The 13,424-nt window shown below is 58.8% G+C and carries 12 protein-coding genes; 4 read left to right on the top strand and 8 right to left on the bottom strand.

The features are described from left to right. Positions 1-51: 51 nt before the first annotated feature. Entirely contained in the window at positions 52-726 is a 675-nt protein-coding gene (gene gntX / locus ACOI6Z_RS16955; RefSeq protein ID WP_023291207.1) for a DNA utilization protein GntX, read from the bottom strand. A gap of 39 nt (positions 727-765) precedes the next feature. On the opposite strand from gntX, the gene bioH reads away from it, so the two are divergent. Both bioH and ACOI6Z_RS16945 read left to right on the top strand, forming a co-directional pair. After that, positions 766-1,539 (top strand): pimeloyl-ACP methyl ester esterase BioH, encoded by a 774-nt coding sequence (gene bioH, locus ACOI6Z_RS16950; RefSeq protein ID WP_023291206.1) that lies wholly within the window; start codon positions 766-768, stop codon positions 1,537-1,539. 120 nt (positions 1,540-1,659) lie between these two features. Further along, positions 1,660-1,929 carry a YdgH/BhsA/McbA-like domain containing protein gene (locus ACOI6Z_RS16945; RefSeq protein ID WP_004202149.1) on the top strand — a complete coding sequence of 90 codons (270 nt, stop codon included), beginning with the start codon at positions 1,660-1,662 and terminating at the stop codon, positions 1,927-1,929. Positions 1,930-2,016: 87 nt separating this feature from the next. Here the strand turns inward: ACOI6Z_RS16945 and feoC are convergent, their stop codons facing one another. From feoC to greB, 5 genes are all read right to left on the bottom strand, one after another. After that, positions 2,017-2,256: a [Fe-S]-dependent transcriptional repressor FeoC gene (gene feoC / locus ACOI6Z_RS16940; protein WP_004202151.1), complete on the bottom strand. Its 240-nt coding sequence runs from the start codon at positions 2,254-2,256 to the stop codon at positions 2,017-2,019. A 9-nt stretch (positions 2,257-2,265) separates the two neighbouring features. After that, positions 2,266-4,584, bottom strand: a complete 2,319-nt coding sequence (feoB, locus tag ACOI6Z_RS16935) for a Fe(2+) transporter permease subunit FeoB (protein ID WP_032454235.1) — start codon at positions 4,582-4,584, stop codon at positions 2,266-2,268. Between the two features lie 28 nt (positions 4,585-4,612). After that, positions 4,613-4,840: a ferrous iron transporter A gene (gene feoA / locus ACOI6Z_RS16930; RefSeq protein ID WP_002920506.1), complete on the bottom strand. Its 228-nt coding sequence runs from the start codon at positions 4,838-4,840 to the stop codon at positions 4,613-4,615. Positions 4,841-5,258: 418 nt separating this feature from the next. Continuing rightward, on the bottom strand, positions 5,259-7,589 hold the full coding sequence (locus tag ACOI6Z_RS16925) for a Tex family protein (protein WP_065812630.1): 2,331 nt from the start codon (positions 7,587-7,589) through the stop codon (positions 5,259-5,261). A 100-nt stretch (positions 7,590-7,689) separates the two neighbouring features. Then, on the bottom strand, positions 7,690-8,163 hold the full coding sequence (greB, locus tag ACOI6Z_RS16920; protein ID WP_002920503.1) for a transcription elongation factor GreB: 474 nt from the start codon (positions 8,161-8,163) through the stop codon (positions 7,690-7,692). 227 nt (positions 8,164-8,390) lie between these two features. Between greB and ompR the strand changes: the two genes are divergently transcribed. Then, positions 8,391-9,110, top strand: a complete 720-nt coding sequence (gene ompR / locus ACOI6Z_RS16915; protein WP_001157751.1) for a two-component system response regulator OmpR — start codon at positions 8,391-8,393, stop codon at positions 9,108-9,110. Next, on the top strand, positions 9,107-10,462 hold the full coding sequence (envZ, locus tag ACOI6Z_RS16910; protein WP_044524966.1) for a two-component system sensor histidine kinase EnvZ: 1,356 nt from the start codon (positions 9,107-9,109) through the stop codon (positions 10,460-10,462). The genes ompR and envZ overlap by 4 nt, the downstream gene beginning before the upstream one ends. 77 nt (positions 10,463-10,539) lie before the next feature. On the opposite strand, the gene pckA is transcribed toward envZ, so the two are convergent. Next, complete coding sequence (gene pckA, locus ACOI6Z_RS16905; RefSeq protein ID WP_023291202.1) at positions 10,540-12,162, bottom strand: phosphoenolpyruvate carboxykinase (ATP); 1,623 nt, start codon at positions 12,160-12,162, stop codon at positions 10,540-10,542. A gap of 359 nt (positions 12,163-12,521) precedes the next feature. Continuing rightward, on the bottom strand, positions 12,522-13,406 hold the full coding sequence (hslO, locus tag ACOI6Z_RS16900; protein WP_074423625.1) for an Hsp33 family molecular chaperone HslO: 885 nt from the start codon (positions 13,404-13,406) through the stop codon (positions 12,522-12,524). Positions 13,407-13,424: the final 18 nt, after the last annotated feature.

Here is a 13,424-nt window from a genome sequence, read left to right as displayed (position 1 = left end):
GCCTAATAGTTGACTATTTTACTGGGTTATAATACGCCCATCAGCGGGGGTCTACAAGGTACGGCATACACACCATACCTGAACCGTCGCGGCGCCGTTTCGCAAAAGCAGGCGGGATATCTCGGCGACGGTGCTGCCGGTCGTGACGACATCATCCACCAGAGCGATATGGAGTCCCTGCACGGCAAATTCAAGCTGAAAGGCATTTTTCAGGTTCTGCCTGCGCAGGCGGGCATTAAGCGAATGCTGCACGGCGCCCGCTCGCTGGCGCGTCAGGCCGTCGCGACGCCAGACGCACCCACGCCAGCGGGCTAACGGTCGGCACAGCTCATCGCACTGATTATAACCCCGGCGCCAGCGGCGGCGATGCCCCAGCGGCACGCCGACCAGCGCGTCTACCGGCGGCAAATCGTCACGCTGTTTAAGGCGCAGCAGCAGCAGGCGCGCCAGGGCGGGGCCCAGTTCCGGACGATGGTGAAACTTCAGCTGCCGCACCAGATCGCTCAGCGGCGGACGATAGTCATTGACCGCCACCATCCGATGCCAGGGAGGCGGCTTTTGCAGGCAGCGGCCGCAGGGATGCCGGGACATTGCCGACGGCAGGCCGCATTGCGGGCAGAGCGGGGGGCAGGCGAGCAGGGCGCGGCTGCAGCGAGAGCAGATCCCCCAGCGGGCGACCGCCAGCGGCATTTGGCATAGCCAGCATAAGCTGTGTGCTGTTAGCATATTTGGCCTTCTGTCCAGTAAAAAAGAGAACGGTAACGGATGAACGACATCTGGTGGCAAACAATCGGCGAAGGTGATTGTCATCTTGTGCTGCTGCACGGTTGGGGGCTGAACGCTCAGGTCTGGGATTGCATCACGCCGCAGCTGGCTTCGCATTTTACCCTTCACCTGGTGGACCTGCCGGGCTATGGCCGTAGCGGCGGGTTTGGGGCGATGTCGCTGGAGGCGATGGCGCAGCGGGTGCTTGAGCAGGCTCCGCCTCAGGCGGTGTGGCTGGGCTGGAGCCTGGGCGGGCTGGTGGCCAGCCAGATAGCGATAAGGTGCCCGCAACGGGTACAGGCGCTGGTAACGGTCGCTTCTTCCCCCTGTTTCGCGGCCCATGAGGACTGGCCGGGCATCAAGCCGGAGGTGCTGGCCGGGTTTCAGCAGCAGCTGAGCGAGGATTTCCAGCGTACCGTCGAGCGGTTCCTCGCCCTGCAAACCATGGGAACGGAGAGCGCCCGTCAGGATGCGCGGGCGTTAAAGCAGGCGGTGCTCTCGCTGCCGATGCCTTCCGCTGAGGCGCTGAACGGCGGTCTGGAGATCCTCAGAACCGTCGATCTGCGTCAGGCGCTGGTCGGACTGCCGATGCCGTTTCTGCGGCTGTACGGTCGGCTGGACGGGCTGGTGCCGCGTAAGATTGTCCCGCTGCTGGATAAGCTATGGCCGGATAGTGAGTCCATTCTCTTTGACAAGGCAGCGCATGCGCCGTTTGTTTCCCATCCCGCGGCCTTCTGCGAGCCGCTGCTGGCGTTGAAAAAACGGCTGGGGTAATTTTTTTTGCCGCGCCATGGTAAAAGGGCCATTCACAGCAATACTTAGGTTGTTACGGTGGTTGATTATTTCATTCCGCCACCGTGACCTAAAATAACAACCTAATGGAGAGTAGAGGCTATGAAACTTGTTACAGGAATGGTTGCATCTCTGGTGATTGGCTGTCTGTCTTTTGGCGCATTCGCAGCGAAAGAGATCCAAAAAGAGGACGTGGCGAAGATGAATCTGACCAAGGTCGGCAGCATCACGACCTCAAGGACGACCTCGCCGATGGACGCCCGACGCGATCTGTCGAAAAAAGCCGATGAGCTGGGTGGAAAATACTTTGTGGTGATTGCCGGGCAGAAAAACGAAAAAACCGTTCACGCTAACGCTGACGTGTATAAATAATCCAGTCATAAAAAACGGGCCTGCTGGCCCGTTTTTCCCTGCTGTCGCACTCGTTTTATCCCGTGGCGCTGGCAGGCCTTACTCCCTTCATCGCAGCGCCCACCACTCCTGCTGGCACGCCGCTTTCCCTTCAGGACAGCTTTTACAGCTGCCGGAGAGACAGCCCTCGCTGGTTTCGCTGATCCGTACCACCTTACCCATGGCTTCCATGCGTTCGAGCATGGCGTCAATCAGCGGCTGAGGCGTCCGCAGGCGGGCGCTGAGCTGTTTCGCCTCCATGCGGCCCTGCAGGGCCAGCATATCGCGGACTTCCATTAACGACGCCACAGATCCTCCTTAGTGGCAATCGCCAGCCGGGCTGGAACAGCAGGAGGCCGGCGTTTTCCGGGTGGCCAGCAGCGAGACGTCAACCCGGCTGCGCGCCCGACGCAGCAGACCGAAGAGCACCACGTTGAACAATATCACCGCCAGGATACACACCAGGCTGTAGCGCGGATGGTCGCTAAAGCTGACGGTCTGGTAGTAGAGCGTCGAGAGCGAATAGGCGATATTCAGTCCCCACAGAATGGAGAAGGTCATCCAGCCGCGGCTCGATTCGCGGGCGATGGCCCCCATCACCGAGATGCAGGGGATATAGAGAAGAACGAAGATCAGGTAGCTGTAAGCCGCCGCGGCGCTGCCAAATTTACTGCCCATCACGCCCATCGCGCCGGTGGCCATTTCGCCATCGCCTTTGCTGGCTTCGATGGGGTTGGCCAGGACGCTGAGGCTGAAGGTGTCTTTCAGTCCCTGCCATGTTTCGTCGACGGCGGCCAGCAGTTCCTCGCCGAGGCTGAAGGTCTGCGGATTGAACTCCTCGTTTTGGATATCTTCGGCGGTATAGAGGGTGTTCAGCGTACCGACCACCACCTCCTTCGCCATTGCGCCGGTAAACAGACCCACGGTGGCCTGCCAGTTATCTTCATGCACGCCGATCGGCTTAAACAGCGGAGTGATGACCCGGCTCACCGAGGCCAGCGCGGAGTCGTTGATGTTGTCGACGACCTTACCGCTCAGCGAGAAGCTGTTCAGCGCGCTGAGGAAGATGCTGACAATGACGATCACCTTCCCGGCGCGCAGCACAAAGCCTTTCAGGCGCTGCCAGGTCTGGATAATCAGGCTCTTAATATGCGGGACGTGGTACACCGGCAGCTCCATCACGAACGGCGAGGCTTCGCCGCGCATAATGGTGTGCTTCAGCATCAGGCCGGTGAGAATGGCCATCACAATGCCCAGCACGTAGAGCGAGAAGACCGCCAGCGCGCCGTTCTGACCAAAGAAGGCGGCCGCGAAGACGGCGAAGATCGCCAGCCGCGCGCCGCAGGACATAAACGGCGCCATCATAATGGTCATCAGACGTTCGCGCGGGGCGTCGAGGGTGCGGGCGCCCATCACCGACGGCACGTTGCAGCCGAAACCGACAATCAACGGGACAAAGGATTTCCCCGGCAGGCCGAGTGCTTGCATCAGGCGGTCCATGACAAAGGCGGCGCGCGCCATGTAGCCGGAGTCCTCGAGGAAGGAGAGGAACAGATACATCATGCCGATCTGCGGCACCAGCGGCAGTACGGTGTTGATACCGCCGCCGATCCCCTGGGCGAGGAAGACGGTCAGCCAGTCCGGGAAGTGCAGGGTGTAACCCAGCCATTGAATACCGTGAATAAAGACCGCGACCGAGCCGGCGTCGAAAATCGGCTGCAGCGCGCCGCCGATGTTGATGGCCAGCAGGAACATCAGGTACATAACAAAGAGAAAAATCGGCAACCCGAGGAAGCGGTTGAGGATCACTTTGTCCATCGCCGCGGTGAAGCGGCTTGGCTCGGCGGTCAGGGTGTTACTGACGGCGTCGCAAATGGCGGCGATGGTCTGATAGCGCGCGTCAGCGATATGCAGAGCCGGGTCGTCGATCTCGTCGCTGAGATTCGCCAGGGCGATATCCAGTTTATCGGCGGCGTCGCCGGCATAGGCCCGGCTGTAGATGTCGCCCTCCAGCATCTGCAGACCAAGCCAGCGCCGCTGCCGGGCCGGGATCTGCGCTGACATCTGCTGCGCCAGCAGGTCGGCTTCGCGCAGCAGCGGCTGTGGATAGTGGACCAGCTCGATATCGCTGTTCGCCTGATGACGGTCGAGGGCAATCTTCAGCGCTTCGATCCCGCGTCCGCGGGTCGAAACCAGCGGAATGACCGGGCAGCCGAGGCGTGCGGCGAGGGCATCGATATCGATACGCACCTGCTGCTTTTCGGCAATATCCAGCATGTTCAGCGCCACGACGCAGGGGATCCCCAGCTCGAGCAGCTGCAGCGTCAAATAGAGGTTTCGCTCGAGGTTGGAGGCATCGACCACGTTAATCAGCATGTCGGCGTCGCCGCTGAGGATGTAGTGGCAGGCGATCTGCTCGTCCAGCGAGGTTTGCGAAGAGATGGTGGTCAGAGAGTAGGTTCCCGGGAGGTCGACCAGCGTGACCTGGTGGTCAGTGGTGGCGAACACGCCCTCTTTACGCTCAACGGTGACCCCGGCCCAGTTGCCCACGCGCTGGCGGGCGCCGGTCAGCTGATTAAACAGGGTAGTCTTGCCGGAATTAGGATTACCAATTAAACCAACGGTTAATTTTTTCATATTTCAAACTCTTGTGCCGGGTCAGCCGTTATTGTGCAACCGCTTCCAGTTCGATTAAGGCGAGATCTTTTTTGCGTAATACCAGACTGACGCGTCGGGTTTCAATATGAACAGGATCGCCGAGCGGCGCCACGCGCACCACATGAAAAGAGGATCCGGGCAGCATGCCGAGGGAGAGCAATTTCTGACGGTATGCTGGGCTAATATCGCGGGAAAATCCGGTAATTTTCCACGCACTATCAGGTGTGAATTGCATAGGGCCTACTTGTCTATCGCTAACCGAAGAAGAATTTTCCGGACGCCTGGAGGCAGTTGCGCCGGGGACCGTAGCCAACGAAAAAGAAAAAACATTCTGCAAGCGATGATAATGAGAATGGTTTTTATCATCAATACATATGATACGCTTTATGCCATTTTTAAAGTGAAATTCACCTTTTTATTGATATGCCGCAAAGTCCGCCTGTGATCGAAAATATGCGAAATATTATTTTGTCGCTCTAATGTTTAATTAAGGTTTCTTAAGTTAACGAAATGAAAATATTAATTTCGCTATCTGCCCGGCGTGGAATAAATGCAGGTTATCAGAAATAACTGAGAGCCTTTTGCGCGAAAAGGCGGCTATAGGGCAGTGACAATGAAAAGGAAAACTGCCCCTGAAAAGGGGCAGGGAGGGATTAGCGTTTTTTACCCATCGCCGCGGCGAGGGCATCCATCATCGCGCTGTTGCCGGCAGGCTGCGCGTCGCGACCGCGGGGTTTGGCGGCTTTCGCGGCCGGGCGATTGCCCTGCGGGCGATCCTGACCGCCGCCGCGGCGGGCGTTGCTGTCGCCCGGCTGCTCGTCGAGACGCATGGTCAGGGCGATACGCTTACGCGGCAGATCGACTTCCATGACCTTGACCTTCACGATGTCGCCCGCTTTCACCACGGTGTGCGGATCTTCAACAAACTTGTCAGAAAGCGACGAAATGTGGACCAGTCCGTCCTGATGGACGCCGATATCGACAAACGCGCCGAAGTTGGTGACGTTGGTGACGGCCCCTTCCAGAATCATCCCCGGCAGCAGATCGTTCATGGTCTCTACGCCGTCGGCGAACTTCGCCGTCTTAAATTCCGGACGCGGATCGCGGCCCGGTTTTTCCAGCTCTTTGATGATGTCGGTAACGGTCGGTACACCGAACTTCTCATCGGTGAAATCCACGGCCTTCAGGTGGCGCAGCTCGCTGCTGTTGCCCATCAGATCTTTCAGCGCCTGCTGAGTCGCCGCCAGAATGCGCTCGACCACCGGATAGGCTTCCGGGTGAACGGTGGAGGCGTCCAGCGGGTTGTCGCCGTGGTTGATACGCAGGAAGCCGGCGCACTGTTCAAAGGCTTTCGGCCCCAGACGGCTGACCTTCAGCAGCTGCTGACGGTTCTGGAACTGGCCATTCTCGTCGCGCCAGGCGACGATGTTCTGCGCCATCATGCGGGTCAGGCCGGCAACGCGGGTCAGCAGCGGCACGGAGGCGGTGTTCAGGTCAACGCCGACGGCGTTCACGCAGTCTTCCACCACCGCGTCCAGCTTACGCGCCAGCTGGGTCTGGCTGACATCATGCTGATACTGACCGACGCCGATGGATTTCGGGTCGATTTTCACCAGCTCGGCCAGAGGATCCTGCAGACGGCGGGCGATGGAGACCGCGCCGCGCAGCGACACGTCGAGGTCCGGGAACTCCTGCGCCGCCAGCTCGGAGGCGGAGTAAACGGAAGCCCCGGCTTCGCTGACGATCACCTTCTGGGCGGTGACCTTCGGGAACTGCTTCTGCACGTCGAGGAAGAAACGCTCGGTTTCACGCGAGGCGGTACCGTTGCCGATGGCCACCAGCTCAACGTTGTATTTCTCACACAGCGCGGCGACGGCGACGGCCGCTTTGGCAGCCTGGCCGGTGTGGGGGTAAATGGTGTCCGTCGCCACCAGTTTGCCGGTACCGTCAACCACGGCCACTTTCACCCCGGTGCGCAGGCCCGGGTCAAGGCCCATGGTGGCGCGCAGCCCGGCGGGCGCCGCCATCAGCAGGTCGTGCAGGTTGCGGGCGAAGACGTTAATGGCTTCGTCTTCGGCGCGCTCGCGCACGGTGCCCATCAGCTCGGTTTCGAGGTGCATCAGGACTTTGATCCGCCAGGTCCAGCTGACGACGCCTTTACGCCAGCTGTCCGCCGGGGCGTTGTTCAGGCGCAGGCCCAGGTGGTCGATAATAATCTGCTCGCCGTGGCTCTCTTTCGGCGGCTCGTCAAACTGCGGGTCGGCGTTTAAAGAGAGCTGCAGAACGCCTTCGTTGCGGCCGCGGAACATCGCCAGCGCGCGATGCGACGGCACGGCGGCGATCGGTTCGTGGTGATCGAAGTAGTCGCGGAATTTGGCGCCTTCCTCTTCTTTGCCGCTGACGACGGTGGAGACCAGGTGGGCGTTTTTCCACAGATAGTCACGGACCTTCGCCAGCAGCGCGGCGTCTTCGGCAAAACGCTCCATCAGAATATAGCGCGCGCCATCCAGCGCCGCTTTGCTGTCGGCCACGCCTTTATCGGCGTCAATATATTTTGCGGCTTCCGTTTCCGGATCGTGGGACGGTTCGTTCCACAGCAGGTCAGCCAGCGGCTCCAGCCCGGCTTCGATGGCGATCTGTCCGCGGGTACGGCGCTTCGGCTTGTACGGCAGGTAGAGGTCTTCCAGTTCGGTTTTGCTGAGCGTGGTATTGATGGCTTTTTCCAGCGCGTCGGTCAGTTTGCCCTGTTCAGCGATGGATTTGAGGATCGCCTGACGACGGTCTTCGAGTTCGCGCAGGTAGCCGAGGCGGGTTTCCAGATTACGCAGCTGCGTGTCATCCAGACCGCCGGTGACTTCTTTACGATATCGTGCAATAAACGGCACGGTGTTCCCTTCATCAAGCAGGCGAACGGCAGCTTCTACCTGTTCGGCTCTGGCCTGAAGTTCACCCGCAATAATGCGGCAGAGCGAATCATTCATCATGGCTTTTAATTCATCTTTAGGGTCAAAAAACAGGGACTAGTTATACGGACTGGCGGCTGAAAATGCCAGCCGCGCCCGGCGTCTCTCGGAAAGTTCTTGTCTATTTTACGTATTCGATCTCGTTGACATACCAGCTGGCTTCCCCCGCCGGCGTGTTAACGATGGCCAGATCGCCGACCTCTTTTTTTAACAGCGCGCGCGCCATCGGCGAGTCGATGGAGATATAGTCTTTGCGGCCAAAAATTTCATCGTAACCGACGATGCGAAAGCGCTTGATATCGCCTTCATCGTTTTCAATTTCTACCCAGGCGCCGAAGAAGACTTTGCCCTCCTGCTGCGGGGAGTAATCGACGATCTTTAACTGTTCCAGACATTTGGTCAGATAGCGGACCCGGCGATCGATCTCGCGCAGGCGCTTTTTGTTGTACTGGTAATCCGCGTTCTCGCTGCGGTCGCCAAGGCTGGCGGCCCAGGTCACCTTTTTGGTCACTTCCGGGCGCTCCTGGCGCCACAGGTAGTCCATCTCCTGCTTCAGTTTTTCATATCCCTCGCGGGTGATCAGCGGCGTTTTCATCGTGAGTTCAACCTTCTGACAGTCTGTCGTTGCGCACAATTTGTAGCGCGCAATAATACCGACAGGATAAATACTGTGTCTTATGATTAAATGTATACTTAACCTGCTGTTAAATATGCTTTGTAACAATTTAGCCTGGAATGTATACCAGATTTAGCTGGTGAGCGCGCCGGGCTTTTTTGAGAATACGCACTGACTATTGCAGTGAACCTTTGGGAGTACAAACAATGCAAGAGAATTATAAGATTCTGGTTGTGGATGACGACATGCGCCTGCGTGCGCTGCTCGAACGTTATCTGACCGAGCAGGGCTTCCAGGTTCGTAGCGTGGCGAACGCCGAACAGATGGATCGTCTGTTAACCCGCGAATCCTTCCACCTGATGGTGCTGGATCTGATGCTGCCCGGGGAAGATGGTCTCTCGATTTGCCGCCGTCTGCGCAGCCAGAGCAACCCGATGCCGATCATTATGGTGACGGCGAAAGGCGAAGAGGTCGATCGGATCGTGGGCCTGGAGATTGGGGCTGACGACTATATTCCGAAGCCGTTCAACCCGCGCGAACTGCTGGCCCGCATCCGCGCGGTGCTGCGCCGTCAGGCGAACGAGCTGCCGGGCGCGCCGTCGCAGGAAGAGGCGGTTATCGCCTTTGGTAAATTCAAACTGAACCTGGGCACCCGCGAAATGTTCCGTGAAGACGAGCCGATGCCGTTGACCAGCGGCGAGTTCGCGGTCCTGAAGGCGCTGGTGAGCCATCCTCGTGAGCCGCTGTCGCGCGATAAGTTAATGAACCTCGCTCGCGGCCGCGAATACTCTGCGATGGAGCGTTCCATCGACGTACAGATCTCCCGCCTGCGCCGCATGGTGGAAGAGGACCCGGCGCATCCGCGCTATATCCAGACCGTCTGGGGTCTGGGCTACGTCTTCGTCCCGGACGGCTCTAAGGCATGAAACGCGTGCGCTTTTCGCCGCGCAGCTCCTTTGCTCGCACGCTGCTCCTGATCGTCACCTTGCTGTTCGTCAGCCTGGTGACGACCTATCTGGTGGTACTGAATTTCGCGATCCTGCCGAGCCTCCAGCAGTTTAATAAAGTATTGGCCTACGAAGTGCGTATGCTGATGACCGATAAGCTGCAGCTGGAGGATGGCACCCAACTGGTGGTGCCCCCGGCGTTTCGTCGTGAAATTTATCGCGAGCTGGGGATTTCGCTCTATTCCAATGAAGCGGCGGAAGACGCAGGCCTGCGCTGGGCGCAGCATTATGAATTCTTGAGCCAGCAGATGGCTCATCAACTTGGCGGCCCCACTGAGGTGCGGGTGGAGGTCAATAAAAGCTCCCCCGTGGTGTGGCTGAAGACCTGGCTGTCGCCCAATATCTGGGTGCGGGTGCCGCTGACCGAGATCCATCAGGGCGACTTCTCGCCGCTGTTCCGCTATACCCTGGCGATCATGCTGCTGGCGATAGGCGGCGCCTGGCTGTTTATCCGAATTCAGAACCGCCCGCTGGTGGATCTGGAGCATGCGGCGCTGCAGGTTGGGCGCGGCATTATCCCGCCGCCGCTGCGCGAGTACGGCGCCTCTGAGGTGCGATCGGTGACCCGCGCCTTCAACCACATGGCCGCGGGCGTGAAGCAGCTGGCCGACGACCGTACGCTGCTGATGGCCGGGGTCAGCCATGATTTACGTACTCCGCTGACCCGCATTCGTCTGGCCACCGAGATGATGGGCGAGCAGGACGGCTATCTCGCGGAGTCGATCAACAAAGATATCGAAGAGTGCAACGCCATCATCGAGCAGTTTATCGACTACCTGCGCACCGGGCAGGAGATGCCGCTGGAGCTGGCGGATCTGAATGCGGTGCTGGGGGAAGTGATCGCTGCGGAGAGCGGCTATGAGCGGGAGATCGCCACCGCCCTGCAGGCCGGCGAAATTCCGGTACGCATGCATCCTCTGTCTATCAAGCGCGCGCTGGCGAATATGGTGGTCAACGCGGCCCGCTATGGCAATGGCTGGATCAAGGTCAGCAGCGGCAGCGAAGCGAGCCGGGCGTGGTTCCAGGTTGAAGATGACGGACCGGGGATTAAACCTGAGCAGCGGGAGCACCTGTTTCAGCCGTTTGTGCGCGGCGACAGCGCCCGCAGCACCAGCGGAACCGGGCTGGGGCTGGCGATTGTTCAGCGTATTATCGACAATCACAACGGCCGGCTGGAGATTGGCTCCAGCGAACGCGGCGGGTTACTGATCCGCGCCTGGCTGCCGGTGCACCGGGCGCTGACGCCGATGAAACCGGCCAAAGAGAGCTGATCGCGCCCGCGGTTGGCTGGTCAAAACGTTGCGCAATAAAAAGCCGGGCAAGCCCGGCTTTTTCATCTCTGCGTCCGTTAGCGCTGCGGCCCTGCCGCCACCAGCGCGGCGCCCGCTGGCGTATCGGTATACTTCTCAAAGTTCTCAATAAACAGCTTCGCCAGCTGGTCGGCTTTTTCCTGCCACTGCTCCGGGGAACCATAGGTGCTGCGCGGATCGAGGATCTGGGTATCGACACCCGGGAGCGCCGTCGGGATCTGCAGATTAAACATCGGCAGGGTAAAGGTCTCCGCGTTGTCCAGCGAGCCATTGAGGATGGCGTCGATGATGGCGCGGGTATCTTTAATCGAGATGCGCTTGCCGGTGCCGTTCCAGCCGGTATTGACCAGATAAGCCTGCGCGCCAGCCGCCTGCATACGTTTGACCAGCACTTCGGCGTACTGCGTCGGATGCAGCGACAGGAAGGCGGCGCCGAAGCAGGCGGAGAAGGTTGGCGTGGGTTCGGTCACGCCGCGCTCGGTGCCGGCCAGTTTGGCGGTAAACCCGGACAGGAAATGGTACTGCGTCTGATCGGCGGTCAGGCGGGAGACCGGCGGCAGTACGCCGAACGCATCGGCCGTCAGGAAGATCACTTTGGTGGCGTGACCCGCTTTGGAGACCGGTTTGACGATATTATCGATATGGTCGATGGGGTAGGAGACGCGGGTGTTTTCGGTTTTTGAACCGTCATCGAAATCGATTGTGCCGTCGGCGCGCACCACCACGTTTTCCAGCAGGGCGTTGCGGCGGATGGCGTGATAGATATCCGGCTCGGCCGCTTCAGAGAGCTTGATGGTCTTGGCGTAGCAGCCCCCTTCGAAGTTAAACACCCCATCGTCATCCCAGCCATGTTCGTCATCGCCAATCAGGCGGCGTTTCGGATCGGTGGAAAGGGTGGTTTTGCCGGTGCCTGAGAGGCCGAAGAAAATGGCGACATCGCCTTTCTCGCCGACGTTGGCAGAACAGTGCATGGAGGCGATGCCCTTCAGCGGCAGCAGGTAGTTCATGATCGAGAACATCCCTTTCTTCATTTCGCCGCCGTACCAGGTGCCGCCGATCAGCTGAATGCGCTCGGTGAGGTTGAAAGCGATGAAGTTTTCCGAATTCAGGCCCTGCTCTTTCCACTGCGGGTTGGTGCACTTCGCGCCGTTCATCACGATGAAGTCGGGCGCGAATTCCGCCAGCTCTTCGTCGCTCGGGCGAATGAACATGTTCTTCACGAAGTGCGCCTGCCAGGCCACTTCGGTAATGAAACGTACGCTGAGACGGGTATCGGCGTTAGCGCCGCAGAAGGCGTCGACGATAAACAGGCGTTTACCGGACAGCTGCTGTGTCACCAGCCCTTTCAGATGCTGCCAGGTTTCCTGCGAAAGCGGCTTGTTGTCGTTTTTACCCTTGCCTTTATCGGACCACCAGACGGTATCGCGGGTGGTGTCGTCGCGCACGAGGTACTTATCTTTCGGAGAACGACCGGTAAAAATGCCCGTGTCGACGGCGATAGCACCCAGACTGGTTAATACGCCACGTTCGTAGCCTTCCAGGTTGGGGTCGAGCTCTTCCTGAAACAACATGTCGTAGCTGGGGTTGTGGACGATATCCTGAACGTCATTGATACCATAAGCCTTGAGATCCTGCGGGGTTAAACCATGATTAACGCGCATGTCACTGCTCCTTAGCCAAGATGTACTGCTGTAAATTGTAGGGTTTATTACCGGGTATTGACCGCGACCAGGCTCATAGATTTACGTATCTCGACATTCCGCAGAATGACGAATAAAACGGTGACTCCTGTCACGAAGTGAAGTGGATTATCTCAGGAAATGGCCGGATGGTGGGGTTAGATGTTTCTCAATGGTTAAAAAGTAATTAAAAAAACTGCTGAAATGTGAATGTAATCGCTTTCCTGGAATAAAATTACGTAACTCTTTCAGCGAGAATCGATTCAACTCGTGAATAAATAAAAGTCAGGCACCGGGCGACAAACCACATCGCCGCCCGGTGCCTGAAGAAGAAGTGAGGATTAATGGACCTGCGGGTCGGCCGGAGAGGCGTTGTTACGGATCTCGGCGATGTCCATGGCGTTGAAGATATAGTGGTTACCGCAGTAGTCGCAGTGCATATCAATCTCGCCTTCGTCGGCAAGGATGCTATCTATCTCTTCGTCCGGCAGCGTCTTCAGCGCGCCGGCGCAGCGTTCGCGGGAGCAGGTGCACTTGAACTCCACGCTTTGCGGATCGTAGACCGTGACTTCTTCTTCATGGTACAGACGCCACAGCACATCGTTCGCCGGCAGGGTGAACAGCTCTTCCGCCTTGATGGTCTCGGTGAGCGTCGCCAGGTGCTCAAAGTCGGCAGTCTGGGCATCCTGGGCCGGCATCACCTGCAGCAGCATCCCGCCCGCCATCGGCTGGCCTTCATGTTCGCTGGTGCGGATGATAAGGCGCGTCGGCAGCTGCTCTGAACGCTGGAAGTAATCTTCCAGGCAGGCGGCCAGCGTATCGCCTTCCAGACCGACCACGCCCTGATAGCGCTCACCCTCTTCCGGGGAGATGGTAATGACCAGATAACCGTTGCCGACCATCGCTTTTAGATCCGCATCGTCCGCAATCTCGCCCTGCACGCGCGCGACGCCGCGCAGCTGCTGCTGGTTATTGCCGTTGATCACCGCCAGCTGTAAAGGCCCATCGCCCTGCAGCTGCACGGTAATGTCGCCGGCAAACTTCAGGGTCGCAGTCAGCAGACTGGTGGCGACCAGCAGCTCCGCCAGCACCGTTTTCACCGGCTGGGGATAAGTGTGATTCGCCAGTATCTGTTCCAAGGTTTCCGACACCGTCACCAGCTCGCCGCGCACGGCATAGTTTTCAAACAGATAACGATGTAATTGATCGTGTTGAGTCATAATCATCTCTCTTTCTGGCGCGAG

Source organism: Klebsiella sp. C239 (assembly GCF_048822715.1).
In the GTDB taxonomy this organism is placed as follows: Bacteria; Pseudomonadota; Gammaproteobacteria; order Enterobacterales; family Enterobacteriaceae; genus Klebsiella; species Klebsiella quasipneumoniae.
The sequence above is the reverse complement of the archived record's forward strand: the minus strand, read 5'-3'. Positions and strand labels throughout refer to the sequence as shown.